Source organism: Marinobacter sp. UBA3604 (assembly GCF_002375325.1).
Taxonomy (GTDB): domain Bacteria; phylum Pseudomonadota; class Gammaproteobacteria; order Pseudomonadales; family Oleiphilaceae; genus Marinobacter; species Marinobacter salarius.
Genome location: NZ_DFMB01000015.1, coordinates 46,154 through 71,074, shown reverse-complemented (window position 1 = coordinate 71,074; position 24,921 = coordinate 46,154). Strand labels below are relative to the sequence as shown.

Annotated in this window: 20 protein-coding genes; 8 read left to right on the top strand and 12 right to left on the bottom strand. The window is 57.4% G+C overall.

The window, feature by feature from the left end; translation table 11 throughout:
- Positions 1–24: 24 nt before the first annotated feature.
- From lnt to miaB, 5 genes are all read right to left on the bottom strand, one after another.
- The gene (gene lnt / locus B2590_RS04430) at positions 25–1,575 is read right to left on the bottom strand and encodes an apolipoprotein N-acyltransferase (RefSeq protein ID WP_278366735.1); all 1,551 of its coding nucleotides are present in this window, start codon (positions 1,573–1,575) and stop codon (positions 25–27) included.
- Positions 1,565–2,416, bottom strand: coding sequence for an HlyC/CorC family transporter (locus tag B2590_RS04425; protein WP_036209781.1), 852 nt, complete (start codon positions 2,414–2,416; stop codon positions 1,565–1,567). Before B2590_RS04425 ends, lnt begins: the two co-directional genes overlap by 11 nt.
- Positions 2,413–2,886 carry an rRNA maturation RNase YbeY gene (ybeY, locus tag B2590_RS04420; RefSeq protein ID WP_036209787.1) on the bottom strand — a complete coding sequence of 158 codons (474 nt, stop codon included), beginning with the start codon at positions 2,884–2,886 and terminating at the stop codon, positions 2,413–2,415. The genes B2590_RS04425 and ybeY overlap by 4 nt, the downstream gene beginning before the upstream one ends.
- Entirely contained in the window at positions 2,883–3,866 is a 984-nt protein-coding gene (locus B2590_RS04415) for a PhoH family protein (RefSeq protein ID WP_007154798.1), read from the bottom strand. Before B2590_RS04415 ends, ybeY begins: the two co-directional genes overlap by 4 nt.
- Positions 3,867–4,260: 394 nt before the next feature.
- Complete coding sequence (gene miaB, locus B2590_RS04410) at positions 4,261–5,607, bottom strand: tRNA (N6-isopentenyl adenosine(37)-C2)-methylthiotransferase MiaB (RefSeq protein ID WP_269400094.1); 1,347 nt, start codon at positions 5,605–5,607, stop codon at positions 4,261–4,263.
- A gap of 175 nt (positions 5,608–5,782) precedes the next feature.
- Here miaB and trmH point away from each other — a divergent pair, with 175 nt between their 5' ends.
- Positions 5,783–6,523, top strand: a complete 741-nt coding sequence (gene trmH / locus B2590_RS04405) for a tRNA (guanosine(18)-2'-O)-methyltransferase TrmH (protein ID WP_286810882.1) — start codon at positions 5,783–5,785, stop codon at positions 6,521–6,523.
- Positions 6,524–6,701: 178 nt separating this feature from the next.
- On the opposite strand, the gene B2590_RS04400 is transcribed toward trmH, so the two are convergent.
- From B2590_RS04400 to B2590_RS04385, 4 genes are all read right to left on the bottom strand, one after another.
- Positions 6,702–7,718, bottom strand: a complete 1,017-nt coding sequence (locus tag B2590_RS04400) for a nucleoid-associated protein (protein ID WP_075196518.1) — start codon at positions 7,716–7,718, stop codon at positions 6,702–6,704.
- A gap of 165 nt (positions 7,719–7,883) precedes the next feature.
- Complete coding sequence (cysN, locus tag B2590_RS04395; protein WP_036209812.1) at positions 7,884–9,542, bottom strand: sulfate adenylyltransferase subunit CysN; 1,659 nt, start codon at positions 9,540–9,542, stop codon at positions 7,884–7,886.
- A 1-nt stretch (position 9,543) separates the two neighbouring features.
- Positions 9,544–10,452, bottom strand: a complete 909-nt coding sequence (cysD, locus tag B2590_RS04390; protein ID WP_036209815.1) for a sulfate adenylyltransferase subunit CysD — start codon at positions 10,450–10,452, stop codon at positions 9,544–9,546.
- 162 nt (positions 10,453–10,614) lie between these two features.
- Positions 10,615–11,019, bottom strand: a complete 405-nt coding sequence (locus B2590_RS04385) for a PilZ domain-containing protein (RefSeq protein ID WP_036209818.1) — start codon at positions 11,017–11,019, stop codon at positions 10,615–10,617.
- Positions 11,020–11,433: 414 nt separating this feature from the next.
- Here B2590_RS04385 and rimO point away from each other — a divergent pair, with 414 nt between their 5' ends.
- Positions 11,434–12,780: a 30S ribosomal protein S12 methylthiotransferase RimO gene (gene rimO / locus B2590_RS04380; protein ID WP_286810879.1), complete on the top strand. Its 1,347-nt coding sequence runs from the start codon at positions 11,434–11,436 to the stop codon at positions 12,778–12,780.
- 84 nt (positions 12,781–12,864) lie between these two features.
- On the opposite strand, the gene gatB is transcribed toward rimO, so the two are convergent.
- The 3 genes from gatB to gatC are packed head-to-tail and all read right to left on the bottom strand — an operon-like array spanning position 12,865 to position 16,129.
- Positions 12,865–14,316, bottom strand: a complete 1,452-nt coding sequence (gatB, locus tag B2590_RS04375) for an Asp-tRNA(Asn)/Glu-tRNA(Gln) amidotransferase subunit GatB (protein ID WP_036209830.1) — start codon at positions 14,314–14,316, stop codon at positions 12,865–12,867.
- Between the two features lie 21 nt (positions 14,317–14,337).
- Positions 14,338–15,795, bottom strand: coding sequence for an Asp-tRNA(Asn)/Glu-tRNA(Gln) amidotransferase subunit GatA (gene gatA / locus B2590_RS04370; RefSeq protein ID WP_286810878.1), 1,458 nt, complete (start codon positions 15,793–15,795; stop codon positions 14,338–14,340).
- 46 nt (positions 15,796–15,841) lie between these two features.
- Positions 15,842–16,129 carry an Asp-tRNA(Asn)/Glu-tRNA(Gln) amidotransferase subunit GatC gene (gatC, locus tag B2590_RS04365; RefSeq protein ID WP_036210332.1) on the bottom strand — a complete coding sequence of 96 codons (288 nt, stop codon included), beginning with the start codon at positions 16,127–16,129 and terminating at the stop codon, positions 15,842–15,844.
- A 377-nt stretch (positions 16,130–16,506) separates the two neighbouring features.
- On the opposite strand from gatC, the gene B2590_RS04360 reads away from it, so the two are divergent.
- The 6 genes from B2590_RS04360 (at position 16,507) to B2590_RS04335 (ending at position 24,903) form a co-directional block, all read left to right on the top strand.
- Positions 16,507–17,547, top strand: coding sequence for a rod shape-determining protein (locus B2590_RS04360; protein WP_286810905.1), 1,041 nt, complete (start codon positions 16,507–16,509; stop codon positions 17,545–17,547).
- Positions 17,548–17,667: 120 nt separating this feature from the next.
- Positions 17,668–18,558 (top strand): rod shape-determining protein MreC, encoded by an 891-nt coding sequence (gene mreC, locus B2590_RS04355; protein ID WP_075196514.1) that lies wholly within the window; start codon positions 17,668–17,670, stop codon positions 18,556–18,558.
- Positions 18,558–19,034 (top strand): rod shape-determining protein MreD, encoded by a 477-nt coding sequence (gene mreD, locus B2590_RS04350; protein WP_036209841.1) that lies wholly within the window; start codon positions 18,558–18,560, stop codon positions 19,032–19,034. The genes mreC and mreD overlap by 1 nt, the downstream gene beginning before the upstream one ends.
- A gap of 14 nt (positions 19,035–19,048) precedes the next feature.
- Positions 19,049–19,654, top strand: coding sequence for a Maf family protein (locus B2590_RS04345; protein WP_278366598.1), 606 nt, complete (start codon positions 19,049–19,051; stop codon positions 19,652–19,654).
- On the top strand, positions 19,647–21,128 hold the full coding sequence (rng, locus tag B2590_RS04340) for a ribonuclease G (RefSeq protein ID WP_036209846.1): 1,482 nt from the start codon (positions 19,647–19,649) through the stop codon (positions 21,126–21,128). The genes B2590_RS04345 and rng overlap by 8 nt, the downstream gene beginning before the upstream one ends.
- Positions 21,129–21,183: 55 nt before the next feature.
- Positions 21,184–24,903 carry a YhdP family protein gene (locus tag B2590_RS04335; RefSeq protein WP_286810877.1) on the top strand — a complete coding sequence of 1,240 codons (3,720 nt, stop codon included), beginning with the start codon at positions 21,184–21,186 and terminating at the stop codon, positions 24,901–24,903.
- The last annotated feature ends 18 nt before the right edge of the window (positions 24,904–24,921 follow it).

Sequence of the window (24,921 nt, the reverse complement as noted above, 5' to 3'; positions counted from 1 at the left end):
GCCAGGCACCAAAGTCCAGGCTACTCAGTTCCGGGGAATCACCCGCTCCCGAACAAACACAATAAGAATCGCCGCCAGCGTCAACACCGGCCAGGACCCGGATTGCATGTAGGGCGTATTGCCCTTCGCCGCATAGACCTCACCTGTCATCACCGCACGCTCAAACTGCGGGATGGTTTCGGTGATCTGGCCCTTCTCGTCAATAATGGCCGTTACACCATTATTCGTGCCCCTCAGCATATAACGACCGGTTTCCAGTGCCCGCATGCGGGCGATTTGTAGGTGTTGCAGCGGGCCAATGGAATCGCCAAACCAGCCATCGTTGCTGATGGTCAGCAGCATGCCACTGTTGCGGGCATTGGTGGCGACGAAGTCCGGGTAGGCCACTTCGTAGCAGATAAACGGCATGATCCTGATGCCATTGGCCTCAAGCGGCGACTGATTGGCAGGGCCGCGACTGAAACTGGACATGGGCAGGTCAAAAAAGCCGATCAGACCGCGAAGCCACTGCTGCAGCGGCACATACTCACCAAAAGGCACCAGCTTCTGCTTATGGTAGATGCCGCCGCCGCTACCGATGGCCATGATGCTGTTGTGGTACGTAAAGTCTTCAATGCGGTCACTGAAGCCGTACCAGGGGATGCCGGTAATCAGTGTGCTGCTCTCTCCCAGTTCCTCACCGATGTGGTCGATGATTTTGCCAGCCTGGTCCTGGGGAATCGGAATAGCGGTTTCCGGCCACAGAATCAGGTCGGTATCCCAGTGGTCTTCAGTCAGCTCCAGGTAAGCGACGATCTGGTCCCGGAGGAAGTCCGGGTCCCACTTGATTTGCTGGGGAATGTTGCCCTGCATCGCGACAAACGTGGTTGGTTCTGTCTGCAGGGTCGTCCATTGTGCTTGAGAAAAAGCCGGGCCGGTTACCCAGGGCAGCAGCGCCACGCCGGCGACGAGCGCCGTGCTGGCATGGCGGGCTTTCCGGACCAGCCACCAACAGCCTGGAATTGCGCAGCCGGTCACGGCCACCCAGAACGTAAGCCCGTGGACGCCCGTTAAGGGGGCGAAGCCGCCCAGAGGCCCATCAACGTGGGCGGTGCCCAGATACAGCCAGGGAAACCCTGTCAGTAGCCAGCCCCGGACCCAGTCACAGAGTATCCACACCGCCGGAAACAGGATCAGCCGCCTGACCGCGTTGTTTTTGGCAAGTTTTCCCCAGGCCCAGAACGCCAGACCATGGAAAAGAGCGAGTCCCGACACAAAAATGACGGTGAGTATGATCGCGAGTGGAACGGACGTGTTGCCGTGTTCACTGATGCTGATGTAGACCCAGCTTGCGCCCGTACCGAACAGCCCCAATCCGACCAGCCAGCCAGCCCGAAACAGCTTTTGCGGGGCGAGCGGCAGGCAGCAAAACAGTATCAGCGCGACCGACAACGGCCCCAGCCACCACCAGTTAAAGGGTGAAAAGGTGAGTGTTTGCAAGGCCCCGGCAACGAGCAGAGTGGCCGCTCGCAGCCAGGCGTGCTCGGACAGGGCGGATGTCAGTTCGGAGGTTCGGGCCGTTGTATTACTGGTCATCACCACGCGTTACCTGCAGCAGACGGATAACACGGTTATCGGCGTTGGCAATGGTGAACTGCAATCCGCCAAACTCAACCGACTCGCCCCGTCTGGGCAGATGGCCGAATTCCTTGAGTACAACGCCGCCAATGGTGTCGAACTCCTCTTCGTCCAGCTCGGTCTCGAAGAATTCGTTAAAGTCGTCGACGGGGGTGACTGCCTTCACGGCGTAAGTGCCATCGCCGCGGGCCTTGATGTGGGTTTCCTCGTCGAAGTCATGTTCGTCTTCGATTTCGCCCACGATCTGTTCCAGCACATCCTCAATGGTGATCAGGCCGGCAGTACCACCGTATTCGTCAACTACAATGGCCATGTGGTTGCGGGTTTCCTTGAACTCTTTTAATAGCTGGTTCAGGCGCTTGCTCTCCGGTACGAACGTGGGAGGGCGAAGAATCTCGCGGATGCGGGTCCAGTTGAGGTCGTTGTTCAGGGCCAGAGGGAGCAGGTCCTTGGCGAGCAGTACGCCAATGACATCGTCCTGGCTGTCGCCAATGACCGGGAAGCGGCTGTGGGCAGATGAAATGATTTCGCCCAGGAACTCTTTCGGGTCCTGGGATGCCTTGACGGTGACCATCTGGGAGCGGGGAATCATGATTTCATCCACCCGCATGTCGATCACCTGCATGGCACCTTCGATGATGCTCATGGCATCGGTATCGATGATTTCCTGGGACTCGGCGTCCCGCAGGATTTCCAGCACGTCCTCGACGGACTCAGGCCCGCTGGAGAAGGCCTGTGATATACGCTCCAGCCAGGACTTGTTGCTGCCCTGACTGCGACTCGACTGATCGTCGTTCATGAGTCTTTTTCCGTTTCCTCTGTCTCGTAAGGATTGCTGAACCCGAGCTGCGCAAGCAGCCGGATCTCGAGGGCTTCCATGACCTCGGCATCATTGTCTTCAATGTGGTCGTAGCCCTGAAGGTGCAGCATACCGTGCACCACCATATGGGCCCAGTGTTCCGTCAGTGTTTTATGCTGCTCGGCTGCTTCTTTTTCAACAACCGGGGCACAAATGATCAGATCACCGGCCAACGGAACCGTTATACCGGCTGGCGCCTCAAATGGGAAGGACAGTACATTGGTTGGCCCTGATTTCCCGCGATACTGGCTGTTCAGCTCGGCGCTCTCATCACTGGCAACGATACGGATCGTCACCTCGGATGGATTCTCACCCAACCATGCGGCCCGGGCCCAGCGCTCAAACTCGATGTCATCTGGCGCCTCGGGTACCTCGATGGCCCGCTGCAAGTCCACTGTCAGTTCACTCACTGGCCTGTGGCGCTCCCGTCGTCAAAGGAATCGTAAGCCTCGACAATCCGCTGCACCAATGGGTGACGCACCACATCGCGGGCCTCGAACCGTGTGAAGCCAATACCGGACACCTTGCTCAGCACACCGGCCGCATGGATCAGGCCGGAATTCTGCCCGCGGGGAAGATCCACCTGGGTGGTGTCACCGGTGATCACGGCAGTGGAACCAAACCCGATCCGTGTCAGGAACATCTTCATCTGTTCGCGGGTGGTATTCTGGCTCTCATCCAGAATGATGAACGAATTATTGAGCGTGCGGCCGCGCATGAAGGCTAGCGGCGCGATCTCAATCACGCTTTTTTCGATCAGCCGCGTCACATGATCAAAGCCCAGCATTTCGTAGAGGGCGTCGTAGAGGGGGCGCAGGTAAGGGTCCACCTTCTGGGCCAGGTCACCCGGCAGAAAGCCGAGCTTTTCGCCGGCTTCCACGGCCGGCCGGACCAGCAGTATGCGCTTCACCTGTTCGTCTTTCAGTGCCTCAACTGCGCACGCCACCGCCAGCCATGTCTTGCCGGTACCGGCGGGGCCAATGCCAAAATTCACATCGTGGGTACGGATGTTGTGCACGTATTTCTGCTGGTTCTCGCCTCTGGGCTTGGCCTGCAGTTTCGGGGTTTTGATGACGGTGACGGCGCCCTTGTATGGGACGTCATCTGGCAGCCGTTCGAATCCGGTCTCGCGGATAAACAAATGAACCATGTCCGGCGAGATATCATCGTTGGCTTCGGTTTCCCGATACAGGTGCCGGACAACTTCCGTAGCGGCTGCCACGTGTTCAGTTTCACCTTCCACCCGGAAATGATGGCCTCGGCGGCCAATCTTGACGTTCATGCGCCGCTCAATGTGCTTCAGGTGCTCATCAAACTGGCCGCAGAGGGTGGTCAGCCGGCGCTGGTCTACCGGGTGTAGGTCGAATTGTCGGTGATCGTTGGCGTTCAAAAGTGCTCCGTTTGTTTACTCCCGTGGATTCAGGGAGCGGGTATGTCATGAATTGTGCAATCGGGCGCTGGCCGGAGGACTATTCCAAAAAACGCCCGTGAATACGTCCATGTAGGGCTCGGTCGCGCCATCCCTGGCGCTCCACGTTTTTGGAATAGTCCTCCGGCCAGCGCCCTTATCCAACTATGTGCAGGCTCACTTGTTTAAATACAAGACCATTTGCACGCTGAAGACACGAGAAGAAGTTGCGGAGAGTGGTGGGGATCTCCTCCCAAAAATGTGCGGAGCCATGGATGGCGGAGCCCAAGCGCACATGGATGTGCTTGTAGCGTTTTTTGGGAGGAGGTCCCCACCACTCGCCATTCACCAAACCCGAGACGCGTGGGGCCCAGGTTTAATACATCCCGGAACCCACAGGAACCCCGCGAAGAGAATTAGGCAGAGCCTCCCGAATCTCCACATCAATAAAGTGCCCAACCACCTCCGGATTCTCATGCCGGAAGTTCACAATACGGTTGTTCTCGGTACGGCCCGCGTATTCACCGGGGTCCTTCTTGGACAAGCCTGTCACCAGAATACTCTGTGTCGTGCCCACCATCTTGCGACTGATGTCCATCACATTCTGGTTCAGCCGGTCCTGGAGAATGCTCAGGCGCTGTTTCTTCACCTCCAGTGACGTGTCATCCGGCAGGTCCGCCGCCGGAGTGCCGGGCCGGGCGCTGTAGATGAAGCTGAACGACATATCGAAGCCAATATCGTTGATCAGCTTCATAGTGTCCTCGAAATCCTTCTCGGTTTCCCCCGGGAAACCAATGATGAAATCCGAGGAGAAGCTGATGTCCGGGCGAATCTTGCGCAGGCGGCGAAGTTTGGACTTGTACTCCAGAGCTGTATGGCCGCGCTTCATGGCTGCCAGTATCCGATCTGAGCCACTTTGCACTGGCAAGTGCAGGTGGCTGACCAGCTCTGGTACCTGCTCATAGGCCTCGATCAGTGAGTCCGAAAACTCCACCGGGTGTGAGGTGGTATACCGGATACGGTCAATGCCGTCGATGGTGGCGATCAGGGTCACCAACTCCGCCATATCCATCACGTCACCATCGTGGGTCTCGCCACGGTAGGCGTTCACGTTCTGGCCCAGCAGGTTCACCTCACGTACGCCCTGGCTGGCCAGGTGGGCGACTTCCGCGATCACGTCGTCCACCGGACGACTGACTTCCTCGCCACGGGTGTAGGGCACCACGCAGAAGGTGCAGTATTTGCTGCAGCCTTCCATGATGGAAACAAACGCGGACGGGCCGTCTGCGCCGGGATCAGGCAGGTTGTCGAACTTCTCGATTTCCGGAAAGCTGACATCTACCACGCCAACACCATTACCCTTGGCGCGAACTTCGGTGATCATATCCGGCAGGCGATGCAGGGTTTGCGGCCCGAAGACCATGTCCACGTAGGGTGCCCGGTCGATGATAGCCTGGCCTTCCTGGCTGGCCACGCAACCGCCTACACCGATGATCAGGTCCGGTTTGCTGTTTTTCAGTTTCTTCCAGCGACCCAGCTGGTGGAACACTTTTTCCTGCGCTTTTTCGCGGATTGAGCAGGTGTTCAGCAACAGGATGTCGGCGTCGTCCGGCGAGTCGGTCATTTCGACGGTTTCGCCGGTGCGAAGCAGGTCTGCCATACGTGATGAGTCGTACTCGTTCATCTGGCAGCCATGGGTCTTGATGTACAGCTTCTTGGCCATGATTCTCAACGTGCTTGGTGTGTGATTTGCGCCGGGAGGTTGGGAGTGGCGCTTAAAAAAGTTAGCTGCACATTATAACGGGGTGATCAATCGGCAACCACCTTTGTCTCGGCAATCCTCTAAATCGCTTGTGGTAGTATTGGTTTTTCCAATTTTTTAGAACGCTCAAACAATCATGACTCCCGAACGCCTGGCCCGAATCAAACAAACCCTGGATACTCGCCAGCCCGATCTCAGCGTCCTAACCGACCAGGTCCACAAACCCCGCAATCTGTCGGCCATCATCCGCTCCTGCGATGCGTTTGGTCTTGCCAGCATGCACGTGGTCTGGCCGCGGGAAGGTTTCCGTGCCTTCCGAAAAACCGCCGGCGGCAGCTACAACTGGGTCACCACCCACACGCACCCGACAATGGATGAGGCGGTTTCGGAGCTGAAAGGGCAGGGGCACAAACTCTACGCCGCCCAGCTGTCGGACAGAGCGATTGATTACCGGGAAGCGGATTTCACCGTGCCCTGCACGGTGATCATGGGTAATGAAGTAGATGGTGTCAGCGACAGCGCTGCCGAACAGGCTGACGAGCACATTGTGATCCCCATGATGGGCATGGTGGAGTCCCTGAACGTGTCGTCCGCCTGTGCGATTATTCTGTCCGAAGCACAACGGCAGAGGAAACAGGCAGGCCTGTATGCCCACCAGAGGCTACCAGACGATGAATACAACCGTCTGCTGTTCTGCTGGTGCCAGCCGGTCGTAAAACGCTACTGCGACGACCGCAACCTGCCATACCCGCCTATAGACCCGGAAACCGGTGAATTAGTCGACGGCGTAGGCTGGATGCAGGAAGTCCGAAAGCTGCGAGCCAACCGTCCGAGGTGGACTGATAAAACAGAATCAGCCACCAACGAACCTCAATAAAAGGATTAACCACAGTCGATTGATCGGTCACGGTGTGGGGTAGCATTTTCCGCCGGAAAAAGGTGTCCGAGCGCAGCGAGTTCTTTTTCCAGAAGAAAATGCTACCCCATGGCGGGACCAGCCCCAAGAGTTCTAAGTCTAGAAGGTCAGCCCCCAAAGTCATCAGGTCAGTGAGCTGCTATTCCTCCCGGCCTTCAAGATAACGTTGCAGCTGCTCCCGCAACGCCTTAGGCAACCGCGTAATCGTCAATGCGTCGTTGTCACGGTCATAGTAAACCGCCTGATTCACCAGATCCGAAGAGAACGACACGCTCATACCACCACCTGAGCCCGCAATCCGAACCAGCTTCTTCACCTTACGGTGATCCGGATGCAACACCCCGCTTTCCGGCAGCTCGGCAGTCTCACTGGCAAACTCCTTGAAACGCTGAGGCTCGTTCTCATCCAGGTAGCCCGACAATGCCTCGATGGCCACCGGCTCGCCCAACGCATGCTGCTCCTTCGAGAACTCATAGGCTCGCGCCCGAATCTTGCCTGCCTCTTCCGGTTCGGATGATTTGGCAAAGGCTTCCACGGCATCCATGAACGTCAGCGTCTCTTTCTCCACATCCACCTGATTGGTGAAACCGCATAGCTTGATGAACAGGTCACCGCCTTCCCCGGAACCACGAGCGTGGACCAGCGTAAGATAGTTCTCGCCGGCGTTGTCACCCAGCCAGTCGTCCAATTCCACGCGCACCGCCAGATTCAGCCGCGACAGGCTCAGGATGTCCGTCGCGTCCAACGTTTGCTGGGCATCAAAACGCATGGCGCTGTCGTTTTCCAGGATAAACAGATAAACCACCTCCGCATCCGCGAGGGCTTCGTGGACAATCATCAGGTGCCCCTCAAATTCCTCCTGGGCGCTGTTCAGCAGTTCTTGCCATTGCCCAAAAAGACGGTCAGTCATCGACGCAAAGCTTTGCTTGTCCTCCCGGTAGTCCTTCAGCCAGCTGCTGAACGGACTTTCACCGATGTCCTCGGAAAAACGACCGTATTTCTTGCCGGGTTTGCTGTTGAACAGGCGCTTCATCTGCTTGTGAAGCGCCTCATAGTCGCCACCCGGCTCGGCCAACGCCTCGCCGGGACGAACCCGCGCCGGCTGTCCGGGCTGATACTGGCTGGCGAAGAGAGTGCGGAGCTGTTTGATGGCCATGGAGTCAAGAGTCCCTTGGTTAATAGAACGTGTAGGAGGCTGAGGGTAAACCTTCAGGGGTTGGGATTGTAATGGTTTTTATAGGGCTGTGGGATCAGCCCCAAAACGAAGAAGCCCCCAAGGCCTAAGACCATGGGGGCTATCCTCAAAGTCCCAAAAGCGAGGTTAAACCCGCTTATGCCGCATCAGGTCCTGAATCAGTGAAGTCACCGCTTCAGTGATCTCCTTGTCATCGTCTGCAGAAACAGACGCCGATGCCACATCCGCACCCAGGTTCACCGCAATGGCAATCAGGCCATGGGCACTGACCACCTGCGCTGCGCGCCGACGGTCTTCGGCATTGCCGGCATTGTCCTCGCTGAGGACAACGGAGGTCTTGCCCTGATCGAACAGCGCCCGTTCAACTGCCAGGGCCAGCGCCGTGGCCTGCTTGCCGTTACAGGCAATAATGGCAGGCTTCTGCGCCAGACGGCGCTCGCGCTCTTCGCTGGTCACCGGGTCCAGCGACTCAACCGTGCCTGCAGTGCCGGCAATCATACCCGCACCGATCGTCACGTTGGTCAGCCGATCAATCACAATGAAGCTGCCCGTGGCGTGGTTGCGCTGATAGGCATCAAACGCAATGGGCTGGCTCAGGGTCAGCTCACACAGTCCGATTTCGTTCAGCTGAAGCGCAGACGGGTTGTCGTTCTTCTCCAGCGTGTTGACGTCGGTCTGGTGATGAATCTTTTTGACGGTAGCCGAGGTAAACGTCGGGCCGAGCTTGATGTCGTAAAGGCGACCGGTTTCCAGCGGGCCGTCCGTCATCCAGACAATGTTGGCGGTGAAGCGGTTGCCCACTTCTGGCTCATCCTCAGCCTTGACCAGCATATCGCCTCGGCTGACATCGATTTCATCGGTGAGCGTCAGTGTGACCGCCTGGTCGATATAGGCTTCTTCCAGGTTGCCATCAAACGTCACAATGTCTTTGATTGCGCTGGTGCGTCGTGAAGGCAAGGCCATCACTTTGTCGCCGGGGCGCACAACACCAGAGGCTATGGTGCCGCAGAAACCGCGGAAGTTCAGGTTCGGGCGCGTCACGTACTGGACGGGGAAGCGGAAGTGCTCCAGATTTTTGTCGTGGGATACTTCCACCGTCTCCAGAATGTCCATCAGGGGCTGGCCGTCGAACCAGGGTGTGTTCTCACTCCTGTTAACGACGTTGTCGCCTTCGAGGGCAGACAATGGCACGAAGCGAATATCCTTCAGGCCAAGCTGATTGGCAAACGCCAGGTAGTCGTCCTTTATTTCATTGAAGCGTTCTTCGCTGAAATCAACCAGATCCATTTTGTTCACTGCGACCACGATGTGGCGAATGCCAAGCAGAGAGGCAATGTAAGAGTGGCGGCGGGTCTGGGTCAGAACGCCGTGGCGCGCATCGATCATCAGGATCGCAACTTGAGCCGTCGATGCCCCTGTCGCCATGTTGCGAGTGTACTGCTCGTGGCCGGGAGTGTCTGCGATGATGAACTTGCGCTTATCAGTTGAGAAAAAACGATAGGCAACATCAATAGTGATGCCTTGTTCCCGCTCGGCCTGCAGGCCATCGACCAGAAGGGCAAGGTCCAGCTTTTCGCCCGTTGTGCCCATCTTGGCGCTGTCACTTTTCAGGCTCGCCATATGATCTTCATAGATCATCTTGGTGTCGTGCAGCAGGCGACCAATAAGGGTGCTCTTTCCGTCGTCCACACTGCCGCAGGTGAGTAGGCGCAGCAGTTCCTTGTTTTCGTGTTGCTTCAGGTAGGCCTGAATATCTTCCGCAATCAGATCAGACTGGTGTGCCATCTTAGAAATACCCTTCCCGCTTTTTCTGTTCCATGGAGCCGGCCGAATCGTGGTCGATCACGCGGCCCTGACGTTCGGAGCTGGTTGCCAGCAACATCTCCTGGATGATCTCCGGCAGCGTGTCTGCCTCGGATTCGATGGCGCCGGTCAGTGGGTAACAGCCCAGGGTGCGGAAACGGATGGATTTCATCATCGGCTTTTCGCCTTCTTTCAAAGGCATGCGGTCGTCGTCCACCATGATCAGCGTGCCATCGCGTTCCACGACGGGCCGCTTGGCGGAGTAGTAAAGTGGCACGATTTCAATGTTTTCGAGGTAGATGTACTGCCAGATATCCAGCTCGGTCCAGTTGGACAGCGGGAATACCCGGATGCTCTCGCCTTTGTTGATCTTGCCGTTGTAGATGTTCCAGAGCTCAGGACGTTGGTTCTTTGGGTCCCAGCGGTGGTACTCGTCACGGAAGGAATAGACGCGCTCCTTGGCACGGGATTTTTCCTCGTCCCGGCGAGCGCCGCCGAAAGCAGCATCAAACTTGTACTTGTCCAGGGCCTGTTTGAGGGCCTGGGTTTTCATCACGTCGGTATGCTTGGCGCTGCCGTGAGTAAAGGGGCCGATGCCCTGTTTGATCCCGTCCTCGTTCTTGTGGACGATCAGGTCCAGGCCATACTCTTTTGCTTTGCGGTCCCGGAATTCAATCATCTGCTTGAACTTCCAGGTGGTGTCCACGTGTAAGAGCGGGAAGGGCAGCTTGCCGGGATGAAAGGCTTTGCGGGCCAGGTGCAGCATTACTGCGGAGTCTTTCCCGATGGAATAGAGCATGACCGGGTTGTCGAACTCGGCTGCAACTTCCCGGATGATGTGGATGCTTTCAGCTTCCAGCTGTTTGAGATGCGTCAGGTTGTAAGTGGTCATCGTGTCCTGTTACCGCTTTGCGTGCCTCCGGATTCGATAGAGGCTGGGCGTGTGAATGCCGCAATGATACCAGATCAGGCCATGGCATAAGAAGTCGGGTAACTAGAGTTTACTGCTATAACAATATAGCGGCAGGAAAGGCTGGAGGGTAAAACTTCCGAGTTAGTGCGACGAGGTGGAAAGCAGTTTGCTGACGTAGTTGTTCACGTAGTCGAAACCATTGCCTTCGAACTCCGAGAACTGGATACCGAGCTGGAACTGGTCGCGGGCAATTCGTCGCATGTGGACAATGTTGCCTCCGGCGATCACAGAAACGGGTTGGTTGGCAACAACCGGCACAGAGAATGTCGTTGTTACGGATATCCAGTTTCCGGGTGCCGGTGTTTTCTGGCCGGGAACCAGTTTTCTCACGGAGTCCTGATCACAGAGGACCATCAGGCCGGTTCGGGAAATGTTGGAGACTTTACAGGTAAGGCAGCTGCCGTCGGTTTTTTCAATCCGGGCTTCGGTAGCGACATCGACGCGTTGTTGGTTGCGTAGGTTTGGCTTGGCGGCAACTGGTTTCATAGTCACTCTTCTTGCATCTCTGGTTTCAAAGCAGGCAGCCTTACCCATCGTTCAATCCTTTATTATTTTTACTCGCTGCCTTCTTTCCAGGCACGCTTTCTATACACACGAGAAAGCCAGCCAATTGTCATAAATCTGCAATATGGCGAGTGCGAAAAACAGCAAGCGCTTGTTGTTTCGATCTTAACTTCCTGAAAGTCTAGTTGTTTGTTTGGTGATCAGCAAGTTGCCTGTCGCCAAAACTGTCAGATTTGTGAACTGAATGTGAGCGTGGTGTCACCAAAATCGATTCGGAGCGCTCGCGATCAGGCGGATACGACGGGCAGCTGTTACTTACGGTGTCGGATTGGCTGCGGTAAACTACGCACCAACATCCACCGGGGCCGCTAACGGCTCCACGATTTCGTGCAGGTTATGACAAACAAGATTTCATCCGTTCCCGCAGGCAGCGGAAAAGTGGGTTTTATCAGTCTTGGCTGCCCCAAGGCCCTGGTTGATTCCGAGCGCATCCTGACCCAGCTTCGGCTGGACGGCTACGATGTGGTACCGACCTATAACGACGCTGATATCGTCGTGGTGAACACCTGTGGCTTTATAGATGCCGCCAAGCAGGAGTCCCTAGATGCCATTGGTGAAGCAATCAATGAAAATGGCAAGGTCATCGTAACCGGTTGCATGGGTGTTGAAGCGGATAAGATACGTGACACTCACCCGGGTGTTCTCGCCGTGTCCGGCCCACACGCCTACGAAGAAGTTGTGGGAGCGGTGCACCAGTTCGTGCCGCCGAACAAGCAACACGATCCGTTTACGGACCTGGTGCCTCCTCAGGGCATCAAACTGACCCCCCGGCATTATGCATACCTGAAAATTTCCGAAGGCTGTAACCACCGATGCACCTTCTGCATCATCCCGTCCATGCGCGGCGACCTGGTCAGTCGCCCGATTGGTGACGTGATGGACGAGGCCAAGCGCCTGGTGGACGCTGGCGTAAAAGAGCTTCTGGTGATCTCCCAGGACACCTCTGCATACGGTGTCGACACCAAGTACCGTACCGGATTCTGGCAGGGCCGCCCGCTAAAGACCAAGATGCAGTCCCTGTGTGAGGCGTTGGGTGAAATGAGCGTTTGGGTGCGCCTGCATTACGTTTATCCCTATCCGCACGTGGACGATGTGATCCCGCTGATGGCGGAGGGCAAAATCCTGCCGTACCTGGATATCCCGTTCCAGCACGCCAGCCCGAAAGTGCTCAAGGCCATGAAACGCCCGGCCCACGACAGCAAGACGCTGGAACGCATTCGCAAGTGGCGTGACATCTGCCCGGAGCTCACCATCCGTTCCACCTTTATTGTCGGTTTCCCCGGCGAAACAGAGGAAGATTTCCAGTACCTGCTGGATTGGCTGGATGAGGCTCAGCTTGATCGTGTCGGAGCCTTCAAATACAGCCCGGTGGAAGGTGCGAGGGCGAACGAGATCGAAGGTGCCGTTCCGGAAGAGGTGAAGGAGGAGCGCTTGGCCCGGTTCATGGAAAAACAGGCTGAAATATCAGCGGCCCGATTGCAGGCCAAAATCGGCCAGACTATTGACGTTCTCATCGACGAAGTCGACGAAGAAGGCGCGATCGGCCGCTCCAAGGCGGATGCGCCGGAGATTGACGGCATGGTTTACCTCAACGACGAAACCGATCTTGTTCCGGGGCAGATTGTTCAGGCTGCGGTCGAGCATGCGGATGAGCATGATCTATGGGGTCGGCTTGTTCGGTAGCCTCCCACCGAGGCCTCCCCCATATCAAGCAGGCTAGGGCTGCAGCAAAAAGCAACACCCGTAGCCTGCAAAAACGCTGAGAAATCAGCCCCCAAGTTTCTTAACAAGAATCTCATTAAACAGCTTCGGATTACCCTGGCCCTTGGAGGCCTTCATCAGCGGCCCCATGAACCCGCCGAGCATCTTCTTCTGCTTCTTGGGGTCGGATTCCTGCTGATACTGGGCCACCTGATCCGGCATGGAGGCCAGAACCTCGTCCACCATCTTCTCAAGCTCGCCAGTGTCTGACACCTGCTTCAGGCCTTTGGCATCGATAATCGCATCCACGCTGTCATTTTCGCCGGCCCAGAGCGCCTCGAACACTTTCTTGGCACCCGCCGATGAAATCGTGTTGTCCGCGATGCGCACCACCAGATCCCCTAGCTGCTTGCCGGAAATCGGTGAGTCGGCCACAGATTTTTCCTCCGCATTCAGACGTGCGGAGAATTCGCCCTGAACCCAGTTGGAAGCCAACTTGGCGTCCTTCCCGCGATCAGCGGCGGCTTCGAAGAATGCGGCCAGTTTCGAGTCGCCAGCCAGTAGTCCAGCATCGTAGTCGTTCAGGCCGTACTGTTCCTTGAAGCGGGCCTTGCGGGCATCCGGCAGTTCCGGGAGGCTGTTGCGGGCTTCGTCGATAAAGGCATCGTCGATTTCCACCGGCAGCAGGTCCGGGCAGGGGAAGTAGCGGTAATCGTTGGCTTCTTCCTTGGTGCGCATAGAGCGGGACTCGTCCCGGTCGCCATTGTACAGGCGGGTTTCCTGAACAATGGTGCCACCGTCCTCGAGAATGTCCATCTGCCGCTCGACTTCGTGGGCAATGGCCTGCTCCATGAAGCGGAAGGAGTTCAGGTTCTTGGTTTCGGTACGGGTGCCCAGGGTATCGGAACCCTTGGGCTTGAGTGAGATGTTCACGTCAAAGCGCATGGAGCCCTGTGACATGTCACCGTCACAGATGCCCAGGGACGTGACAATGCCGTGGAGTTTCTTGGCAAAGGCGACAGCCTCATCGGCATTGGTCATGTCGGGTTCAGTGACCACCTCAATCAGAGGCGTGCCTGCACGGTTCAGGTCGATGCCCGTCATGCCGTGGAAATCCTCATGGAGAGATTTTCCGGCATCCTCTTCCAGGTGGGCATGGTGAATACGCACCCGCTTGGATTCGCCGCTGGCCAGATCGATATCCACATAGCCGGGGCCGACAATCGGGCGCTCCAGTTGTGTTGTTTGATAGCCCTTGGGAAGGTCCGGGTAGAAATAGTTCTTCCGTTCGAACACTGAGCGGCGTTCAATCTCGGCGTTGACCGCCAGGCCAAACATCACCGCGTAGCGGAATGCCTGCTCGTTCGGCACTGGCAGCGTGCCCGGCATGGCCAGGTCAACGGCATTGGCCTGGGTGTTGGGTTCGGCACCATAGGCGGTGCTGGAGCCGGAAAAAATCTTGGTTTTGGTGGCGAGCTGAACGTGAATCTCCAGCCCGATCACAATGTCCCATTGCATAGTCGTTCTCCTGTATCGGGCTTATTGCGGTTCGCGCTGGTGCCAGTCGGTCACCTGCTGAAATTGATGGGCGGCGTTCAGCAGGCGAGCTTCGGAGAAATAATCCCCAATAATCTGCAGGCCCACTGGAAGCCCGTCCACAAACCCGGCTGGAACGGACATGGCGGGGATGCCCGCCAGGTTGATGGCAATGGTAAACACGTCCTCCAGGTACATGGTCACCGGGTCGCTGGTTTTCTCGCCCTGGGTAAAGGCCGGGGAGGGCGTGGTCGGGCTCATCAGCACATCCACTTCCTTGAAGGCGTTAATAAAGTCCTGCTGGATCAGCCGGCGAACTTTCTGAGCCTTGAGGTAGTACGCATCGAAATAGCCGGCGGATAGCGCGTAGGTGCCCACCAGAATCCGCCGCTTGACCTCGGTGCCGAAACCTTCGGCCCGGGTGCGTGTGTACATGTCCAGCAGGTCTTTCGGGTCTTCGCAGCGGTAGCCATAACGGGCGCCGTCAAAACGGGACAAGTTGGCCGAGGCCTCGGCCGGGGCGATAACGTAGTAGGCCGCGATGGCGAGGTCAGCGTGGGGAAGGGACACTTCCTTTACCGTGGCGCCGAGCTTCTCGTACTCCCGGATAGCACCCCGAACTTGTTCTTCCATGGCGGCACTGAGGTTGCCAGCAAAGTATTCCTTCGGCAGCCCGATGCGTAACCCTGTCAACGGCTCGTTCAGCGTTGCGGTATAGTCCGGAACGTCACGGTCAATGGAGGTGGAGTCCTTGGGGTCAAAGCCCGCCATTACATTCAGCATCAGCGCATTGTCTTCGGCTGTGCGGGCCATGGTGCCACCCTGGTCCAGGCTCGAAGCAAAGGCAATCATGCCGTAACGGGACACGCGGCCATAGGTTGGTTTCAGCCCGGTCACGCCACACAGCGCGGCCGGTTGACGGATGGACCCGCCGGTATCCGTGGCTGTCGCCGCGGGCACCAGCCGCGCTGCAACCGCCGCCGCGGAGCCGCCGGAAGAACCACCCGGCACCCGCTTCTCGCCCTGGCTCAGACCCCAGGGGTTGGCAGTGGCGCCAAAATAGCTGGACTCGGTAGACGACCCCATGGCGAACTCGTCCATGTTGGTCTTACCCAGGCACACAGCGCCCGCCTTGCGGAAATTTTCCGTGACCGTTGCATCGTAGGGCGGCACAAAATTCGCCAGCATCTTCGAGCCACAGGTGGTCGCTACGCCATTGGTGCAGAATATGTCCTTGTGGGCGAAGGGCACGCCCGTCCAGGGTGTGGCCTTACCCGCTGCCCGTTGCTCGTCTGCCGCATGGGCGTCGGCCAGGGCCTGTTCTTCCGTAATGGTGATAAAGCTATTGAGCTGCTCGTCTTCCTTTTCAAGGCGGCCCAGGAACTGCCGGGTCAGCTCCACGCTGGAAATCTTGCCGCTTTCCAACTCTCGGGAAAGCTCTGCTACGGATTTGTTATGCATGATACGTCCTGTTTACGTCGCTGTTTGTCGGGTCACTCGATGCCCTTTATTCAATCACTCGGGGAACCAGATAGAGGCCATTCTCGGTAGCCGGCGCAATGGCCTGGAAAGCCTCCCGTTCATTGGTTTCCGTTACCTCATCCGGGCGCAGGCGCTGGACGGCATCCAGGGGGTGGGCCATGGGCGCCACCGAATCGGTATCCGCCGCGCTCAGCTGGTCCACCAGATCCAGGATATTGCCCAGATCCTTTTCCAGCGCTGAAACCTGCTCCTCGTCCACCCGAATGCGGGCGAGCACAGCGACTTTTTCAATGTCCTTGCGGGAAATGGTCACACTTCCTCCCATATATATGAAGTTTCAGTAACTTAAATGCGCGCTTTATATCAACTGAAGTTTGCACGGATGATGAGGGTGCTTGAGAGACAGCCTTCCAAAACTGTGCGGAGCCATGGATGGCGGAGCCCAAGCGCCACACGGACGTGCTTGAGCGTGTTTTGGAAGGCTGTCTCTCAAGCGCCCATGCACCCAAGTTCAAAAAGAAAGCGCTATGGTAACAGATTCAAACAATCGCGGGAGGGGCCAAAACAAAGGAGAAAAGCGCGAAAGGCGCCTCGGGAGCCCCGATGGTGCCTTGCCTGCGGGGGTGCTCACTGCTAAAGTTGCCGCATCATTTTTGCGACTGCAACTCTCAGGTTGAAACTACACGAATGTTGATCAAAAGACTCCGAGGTTTATTTTCCAGCGACCTGTCCATCGACCTGGGCACCGCCAACACCCTTATATACGTGCGCGAACGCGGTATCGTACTCAACGAGCCCTCCGTTGTAGCCATCCGCACCGCTGGCTCACAGAAAATGGTCGCAGCCGTCGGCGCCGAAGCCAAACGCATGCTTGGCCGCACACCAGGAAACATCACCGCCATCCGCCCGATGAAAGACGGTGTGATCGCAGATTTCGTGGTTACCGAGAAAATGCTCCAGCACTTCATTCACAAGGTGCATGAGAACAGCTTTATCACCCCAAGCCCCCGCGTACTGGTTTGCGTTCCCAGCAAATCCACCCAGGTCGAGCGTAAGGCTATCCGTGAATCCGCCCTGGGCGCTGGTGCCAGGGAAGTGTTCCTGATTGAAGAGCCGATGGCGGCGGCCATTGGTGCTGGCCTGCCGGTGGAGGAAGCCAGCGGTTCCATGATTGTGGACATCGGCGGTGGCACCACCGAAATCGCTATCATCTCCCTGAATGGCATTGTGTACGCCGAGTCTGTTCGTACCGGTGGCGACAAGTTCGATGAAGCGATCGTTACCTACGTTCGTCGCAACTACGGCAGCCTGATCGGTGACTCCACTGCGGAGCGCATCAAACACGAAATTGGCTGCGCCTATGAGGGGCTGGATATCCGCGAGATCGACGTTCGCGGCCGCAACCTGGCAGAGGGCGTGCCCCGGGCGTTTACCCTGAACAGCGAGGAAATCCTCGACGCTCTCCAGGAATCCCTGGCTCAGATCGTCCAGACGGTGAAAAGCGCCCTGGAACAGTCGCCGCCGGAGTTGGCCTCTGATATCGCCGAGCGTGGCATTGTGCTTACGGGTGGTGGTGCGTTGCTGCGCGGTTTGGATAAACTGATCAGCGAGGAAACCGGCCTGCCGGTGATTATTGCGGAAGACCCGCTGACCTGTGTCGCCCGTGGTGGCGGCAAGGCGCTGGAAGTGATTGATCGTGGCGGAATCGGAATGTTCTCCCAGGAGGGCTGACCTTGACTCCGGCTTTACGCCCCGACATTGCCTTTACCCGGCCGCCGCTCGTGAATGATCACGGCGGCGGTTGTCGTATGGACACCTGCATGGAGTGCGGGAGGGTGAGCTATTAAAACCATCTTTGTCCAAGGCCCCGTTCCCGGTTTCAGGCTGCTACTGGTTATTGTGCTCTCAGCGATACTGATTGTTGCGGATGCCCGCTTCGATCAGGTAACGCCGGTTCGCAGCGCGATCGGTACCGGCCTTGCCCCGGTTCACTGGCTTGGCAATGCACCCTCCGAATTCAGCGACTGGGTCGCCAGCCTGTTTACCACCCGTGAAGACCTCCAGGAAGAAAACGAAGCTCTGCGTGCTCGTTTGCTGATACTGGAGCGCCGGGCGCTCAAGTATGCCGCCCTGGCCTCAGAAAACAACGAACTGCGCAAGCTGATGAACTCCTCAGAGGTCCTTGATGACCGGGTCATAGTTGGCGAAATAGTCGGTGTTTCACCGGACCCGTTCTCTCACGAAGTGGTGATCAACAAAGGCAGTCGCGACGGTGTTGTGGTCGGCCAGGCTATTCTGGATGCCAACGGCCTGATGGGGCAGGTCCAACAAACCAGCAGTTTTACCTCACGGGTTCTATTGGTATCGGACAGCAGCCACGCGGTGCCTGTGGAAGTGGTTCGCAACGGCTTGCGAGCTATCCTGCTTGGAAATGGGGACACCAGCACGCTTGAATTGGTGCATGTGCCGGATACCGCCGATATTCGCGAAGGGGATCTGTTGGTCAGCTCCGGGTTGGGGGGGCGTTTTCCCAAGGGCTACCCGGTAGCGGAAGTGGACCAGATTTCCAAGGAGCCGGGTGAACCGTTTGTGAAAATTCGTGCTACGCCAATGGCGGAACTGAACCGGAGTCGCCTGGTGTTGGTTGTGTTTTCACCGGAACAGGACGACGCCACGAATGACGCTGAAAGCTCGCCCGAAGGCTCCGATGCTGGATCACCAGAACAGGATGGGGTGCGCTAATGCTGTCGGTGATCAGTTATCCCGTTTTTGCCCTGAGCGTTTTGTTTGCCCTGGTGCTCAGCAGTTCGCTGTTTCCGCTGGGCTGGTTTGAGTTCCGGCCGGAATGGCTGGGCCTGATTGTGTTCTACTGGACATTCCGGGCACCGGCCCAGTTCGGCATCCTGTTGGCCTGGTGCCTCGGTCTGCTGCTGGACGTACTGGAAGCCACCCCGCTGGGCGTGAATGCCCTGGCCATGGGTGTTATTGCGTTCCTGGTACTGACCATTCACCAGCGGCTGCGTATGTACCCTTTGCCGCAGCAGTGCCTGATGGTGTTCCTGTTGTTGGGTATCAACCAGATGCTGGTGCATTTTATCAAGCAGACACTGGGAGCTGACAGCTCCGGTTTCAGCTACTTGTGGCCGGCGCTGACCAGTGCTCTGGTCTGGCCGGTGTTGTGTGTGTTGCTGGATAACCTGAATCGCAAGCTTGGCTAGGATTGGAGGGCGCTATGCAGTCTATTGTTCTTGCCTCAGCGTCTCCTCGAAGAGCCGAACTGTTAAGGCAGATCGGTCTGTCGTTCCTGGTTCAGCCGGCGGATATTGACGAAACGCCCGCGAGCAACGAGTCAGCCGAACACTATGTCGAACGCCTTGCCCGGGAAAAGGCTCTGGCGGGAAGTGCTTCCAAGCCTGGCTGCCTGGTGATTGGTTCGGACACCTCGGTTGTACTGGAGGGCCGGATCCTGGGCAAGCCAGACACCACCGGCGATGCGACCGTTATGTTACAGGCGCTCTCGGGAACCACCCATCAGGTCATGACCGGTGTTGCTGTGGTTCACAAGGGTATTTGTGAGTCGCGCCTGGTGATAGCGAATGTTCGTTTCCGCGAGCTGCTGGCGGCGGAAATCGCTGCCTATGTGGCAACTGGTGAGCCCATGGATAAAGCGGGCGGCTATGGCATTCAGGGGCGGGGTGGTATTTTTGTAGAGGAACTCCGAGGCAGTTACAGCGCCGTAGTGGGACTGCCCCTGCAGGAAACCGCAGCATTACTGGCCGGTGCCGGATACCCGGTATGGGAAACCTGGAACAGCAGGCAGGAGAGCCGCAATGAGTGAAGAAATACTGATCAATGTGACCCCGGTGGAAACCCGGGTGGCGCTCGTGGAGAACGGTATGCTCCAGGAGGCCTACATTGAGCGCACCAGCCGCAAGGGCATCGTGGGCAACATTTACAAGGGCAAGGTGGTTCGTGTATTGCCCGGCATGGAGGCGGCATTTGTAGACATCGGCCTGGAACGTGCGGCGTTTATTCATGCCTCTGATGTCGTCACCAGTCAGCAGCCGGCCAGCGAAGCCCCCGAGACACCGAAAACGGTTCCGGATATCCGCACCCTGCTCCGAGAAGGGCAGTCCCTCGTGGTTCAGGTCACCAAGGACCCCATTGGAACCAAGGGTGCACGGCTGACCACCCAGCTATCCATCCCCTCGCGCTATCTGGTATTCATGCCTGGCGTCCGTCATGTTGGTATTTCCCAGCGAATTGAAGATGAGACCGAACGTTCACGGTTGAAGTCACTGGTTGAAGAGGGTGCTGCCGCAGAACCGGACATCTCTGGCGGCTACATTATTCGCACCGCTGCAGAGGCTGCCTCGGAAGATGACCTGATCGGCGATATGACCTACCTGCACCGTCTGAACCAGGCCATTGAGGAGCGCATTACCCGAAGTCAGGCGCCTTCGGTGGTGTATCAGGATCTTCCCCTGTTTATCCGCACCATTCGCGACCTGATTCGTCCACAGACTGAGAAGGTGCGCATCGATAGTCGGGAAAGCCACCAGCGGGTGATGGAGTTTGTTGAGGAGTTTGTGACCGAGTTTTCCGACAAGGTCGAGTATTACCCGGGCGAACGTCCCATTTTTGACCTGTATTCCGTTGAGGATGAAATTCAGAAAGCCCTCAGTCGCAAGGTCCAGCTCAAATCCGGTGGCTACGTGATCATCGACCAGACCGAAGCGATGACCACGATCGATATCAACACCGGCGCGTTTGTGGGGCACCGCAATCTGGAAGAAACCATTTTCAAGACCAACCTCGAGGCGGCCCGTGCCATTAGTCGCCAGCTCAGGTTAAGGAATCTCGGTGGTATTATCATCATCGATTTCATCGATATGGAGGATTCCGAGCACCAGCGCCAGGTCCACCGAATGCTGGAGAAAATGCTGGAGCGGGATCACGCCAAAACGAAGATTACCGGGGTTTCCGAGCTCGGATTGGTGGAAATGACCCGTAAGCGCACCACCGAAAGCCTTGGTCAGATTTTATGTGAGCCTTGCCCCATCTGTGATGGACGCGGCTTTCTCAAGACCAGCGAAACGGTCTGTTATGAAGTATTCCGTGAAATTCTCAGGGTCAATCGCGCCTATGACGCGGAAAGCTATCTGGTGATGGCGTCCCAGAGCGTGGTGGATCGGCTGTTGGATGAAGAGTCCGACAACGTGGCAGACCTTGAGACGTTTATCAGCAAAACCATCCGTTTTCAGGTTGAGCCATTCTACAGTCAGGAGCAGTATGATGTGGTACTGCTGTAACGCCGGCCCGGCAGGCATTGGTTAGGCGTGGCGATTACCCCTGATGGCATCCAGTGTGGCTGATCAAACTCTGAAACATCTGTTACTTCGAATCGTCTCGGGCGCCGCCAGTCTGATCTGGTGGTTGTTGCTGGCGGTCGTCGTCCTGCTTGCACTTTATGCCGGAATAGGGCGCCAGGTTACTCAGAACATCAACGAATATCGCTCTTCGATTGAACAACGGTTGTCGTCTGAGCTGGGCCAGCCGGTCAGTATTGGTTCGCTTTCCTCTAGCTGGAACTGGCTGGATCCAACCATTGTCGCCCGCGATATCGTGGTCGTCTCCGAAAACGACCGTAGTGACGTTGCCGGGTCACTGAAGAGCGTCCGCATTGGCCTCGATTTTCTCGCCTCGCTCATGCGCCTGCGTATTGTGTTCGCTGATTTTGACGCCGATGGGCTGGAACTGACGATCAACCAGACTCCGAGGGGGGCGGTGACCGTCGAAGGTGTCGATATTCCCGATCCCGTGGCAAGCGACCTTGAACTCTGGCTGGATATTGCCGGCGAATGGCTGTCCGACCCTTCCGTCAAGATTACACGCCTGGACCTTGGTATTCGCGACGCCAATGGCACCCTGCGGCATGTAGAGGTGCCCCAGTTGGACCTGATCTACCGGCGCGGGCTGTTTCATGCATCAGGCCGTGCCATGCGGCCGGGAACGACCGAACAACTGGCCAGCTTCGAGCTGGTTGGTCGGCACTTCTTCCGTGGTGACTTCACGGGGCAGGTTTATGCAGATATTAACTCCGGCCGGTTGTTTGATGGACTCGCAGAGGATTACGCCTGGCGGAACATTCGGGCGGAAGGTTTTGATCTCGGAGGTCAGGTCTGGATGACGTTTCGGGATGGGCACATCGAGCAAGTCAGTGGCAACCTGGAAACACCGTATCTGCAACTCGGTGTCGGTCTCCAATCCCTGGCCCCACTAGAGAACATCAGGGCGAAATTTGGTTGGCGCAGGCACGACACGTTGGGCGAGCGTGAGCCAGAAGCGGCGGCTAAGCCCTGGTACGCCACCGGTGAGTTTCACGTAAAGGAACTTGAGTGGGAGTGGAACGGCAATACGGTTTCTCCGTTCAGCCTCCGGTTCAGTCATCGCGACGGGGGCCGAAGATTGATCGCTGATGCGCTTCCACTCCAACCCCTTAGACGGTTGGTCGCAGGCATGAACCTGTTGCCAGGCAGGGCTGAAAGGGCCCTTGAGAACTATCGCCCCACCGGCCGCCTGGACCGGGTGATGCTTAACCTGCCCACGGATGATAGCGGTGGCTTTGAGCTGACGGCAGCGTTGAACAATCTTGGCGTCAGGGCCCATGACGGTGCGCCGGGTGTGTCTGGTCTTGATGGTAGCCTGGTTATTGACCGGGAAGGCGGTTTCGTCAGAGTGAACAGCGAGGGGCTGTCACTCGGTTTTCCGGAGCTGTTCCGGGGGTTCTGGAGCCTCCGCGACGTCCGCGCAGGTGTGGCCTGGCGTTTTGAGGGAGGGGTAACCCGCGTATACGCGGATGATATCCGTATGGTTTATGGTGCCAACACCCGGCTGACGGGTGCCTTTGACCTGCGGATGGATCTGGGCGGGGAGGACAATTTGGGGCTGAGGGTCGGTGTGCGGGATGGTACGGCCGATATGCTTGCCGACTTCGTGCCAATGAAGGTTGTCGACCCTGACCTCTACCAATGGCTGACGACGTCGATCACCAAGGCCGATATTTCCAGCGGTGAGTTTTACGGTCATGGCCAGATTGATCGTGACGCCCCGGAAAATTCTTTCTCGTCCTCAATGGTTTACCGATTCGAAGAAGCCAGTATCCGCTACGACGAGCGATGGCCCGAGGTGGCGGATGCCAGTGGTGAAGTCTTTATTCAGGATGGTCGCACCCGGGTCGACATCCGCGCAGGACGAACGGGAGGGCTGGAACTGGAGCCCGGCGAGGTGAGGGTTGTCCCGGAGGGTGAGGACATTCAGGTGTACGTCGATGCGTCAGCCCCGGTTCCCGGGTCAGCGTTGGCTTTCTGGATGGACAACAGCCCCCTGGGTGAGCTGGCGGGAGAAGCAGGGCGGAGCATCGTCCTGGATGGCGATTTCCACCTGGATCTCGGGCTTGGTTTGCCTTTGATATCCGATGCGCCGCCCACCATCAACGCCAGCGTCAGAGCCGATTCCGGTACCCTGACTTATCCCGAAGCCGATCTGCAGTGGACCCAGGTCAATGGGGAACTGGGGTTTAACAGCGATGAGGGATTTTCCGAGAACCCCCTGCAAGCTCGGTTTATGGGAGCTCCGGTCACGGTTCTGATGCGGCGGAGTGAGAACGGTCAATCGCTCAATATCCGTCAATATGGTCGCCTTGACGTTCGCCAGCTCCTGGATCGAACTGAGTTGCCGGAGGGCATGGACATGGGGCTCAGTGGCGACATTGGCTACCAGGCAACGTTGGACGTCTCAACGGACACCGCTTCTGCCGTTACGCTGTATTCGGATCTGGCCGGGCTCTCGGTTGACTGGCCTGAACCGCTGGCAAAAGACATTGATGATGAAGCGCCCCTGAGGGTAACAGTCACGCCCCGACAAGAGTCCGGCGTTGATATGTCAGTCGACTGGCAAGATCGCGCCAACCTGGATATGACCTGGGAGTCGGGAATGGTAGACGTTGCCCTGAACGAACTGTTTCTGGGCGACCGCCAACTGACTGATATTACGGTGTCTGCGCGGCAAAGTGACAGTGAGTGGTTGATCACTACCGACTCGGAATGGGCGTCAGGCCATGTGCTCTGGCCCCAGGACGATCGACCGGTCAGCGTCGACTTTGAGCGCCTGATGCTCTCCAGGGGCAATAGTGAGTCGGGCGATGAACAGGAGCCCGAACAGCAGGCACAGACATTCCGTGACCTGGGCCTCGGCAACTGGCCGGACGTGGATGTCCATATTGCCGATCTCAACATGGATGGGGAAAACGCCGGTAGCTGGTCGTTCCAACTGAGGCCCGAAGCCACACAACTGCTAGTACAGGACATTGTTGGCACTCTCAAATCCCTGACCCTGACGGGAGAGCTGGCCTGGAGCATCGCAGCCGGGCGGGAAATCACCCGTTTTACCGGTGATATCAACGGTAAGTCGCTGGCGGACCTGGACACCTTGGTTGGCGCTGAGATTCCCTTCCGCAGCAAGAACACGGCCGTTAAGCTTGATGTTGACTGGCCCGGCCGCCCGGATCAGTTTGATGTTTCGGGCCTTAGTGGCTCGGTCAGTGTGCGTTTTGATGACGGTGTCATCCTTGAGGGCAACAATACGGCTCAGCTGTTCCGGGTGTTCAACCTGCTCAATGCTGACACGCTCTGGCGACGCCTCAAGCTCGATTTCTCCGATCTGTACGAAGCGGGTGTCGCCTTCGATGCCATCTCCGGCAAGGCCAGCATGATTAACGGCCTGCTGACGTTGGATCCAGAGCTGCAGGTGGTAGGGCCTTCCGGCGCGTTCAAGCTGACGGGCACCTCCAACATGATTGAGGAAACCCTCGACATGAGAATGGTGGTGGTGTTGCCACTGACTCAGAACCTGCCCCTCGCCGCTCTGTTGATGGGGGCCGGTGCTCCGATTGGCGGTGCGTTGTTTGTCCTCGACAAAGTGTTGGGCGACCCATTGAGCAAACTCACCAGTGCAACCTATAGTGTAAGTGGAAGCTGGGACGAACCAGACGTTCGACTGAGGCGGGTATTCGATACCGGCAATTGATGGTTTTGGCAGGAGGGC

Bases quoted from the DNA above. Each gene is read 5' to 3' on its own strand.
- lnt (WP_278366735.1), bottom strand. From the start codon at position 1,575: ATGACCAGTAATACAACGGCCCGAACCTCCGAACTGACATCCGCCCTG.
- B2590_RS04425 (WP_036209781.1), bottom strand. From the start codon at position 2,416: ATGAACGACGATCAGTCGAGTCGCAGTCAGGGCAGCAACAAGTCCTGG.
- miaB (WP_269400094.1), bottom strand. From the start codon at position 5,607: ATGGCCAAGAAGCTGTACATCAAGACCCATGGCTGCCAGATGAACGAG.
- trmH (WP_286810882.1), top strand. From the start codon at position 5,783: ATGACTCCCGAACGCCTGGCCCGAATCAAACAAACCCTGGATACTCGC.
- B2590_RS04400 (WP_075196518.1), bottom strand. From the start codon at position 7,718: ATGGCCATCAAACAGCTCCGCACTCTCTTCGCCAGCCAGTATCAGCCC.
- cysN (WP_036209812.1), bottom strand. From the start codon at position 9,542: ATGGCACACCAGTCTGATCTGATTGCGGAAGATATTCAGGCCTACCTG.
- cysD (WP_036209815.1), bottom strand. From the start codon at position 10,452: ATGACCACTTACAACCTGACGCATCTCAAACAGCTGGAAGCTGAAAGC.
- B2590_RS04385 (WP_036209818.1), bottom strand. From the start codon at position 11,019: ATGAAACCAGTTGCCGCCAAGCCAAACCTACGCAACCAACAACGCGTC.
- rimO (WP_286810879.1), top strand. From the start codon at position 11,434: ATGACAAACAAGATTTCATCCGTTCCCGCAGGCAGCGGAAAAGTGGGT.
- gatB (WP_036209830.1), bottom strand. From the start codon at position 14,316: ATGCAATGGGACATTGTGATCGGGCTGGAGATTCACGTTCAGCTCGCC.
- gatA (WP_286810878.1), bottom strand. From the start codon at position 15,795: ATGCATAACAAATCCGTAGCAGAGCTTTCCCGAGAGTTGGAAAGCGGC.
- mreD (WP_036209841.1), top strand. From the start codon at position 18,558: ATGCTGTCGGTGATCAGTTATCCCGTTTTTGCCCTGAGCGTTTTGTTT.
- B2590_RS04345 (WP_278366598.1), top strand. From the start codon at position 19,049: ATGCAGTCTATTGTTCTTGCCTCAGCGTCTCCTCGAAGAGCCGAACTG.
- rng (WP_036209846.1), top strand. From the start codon at position 19,647: ATGAGTGAAGAAATACTGATCAATGTGACCCCGGTGGAAACCCGGGTG.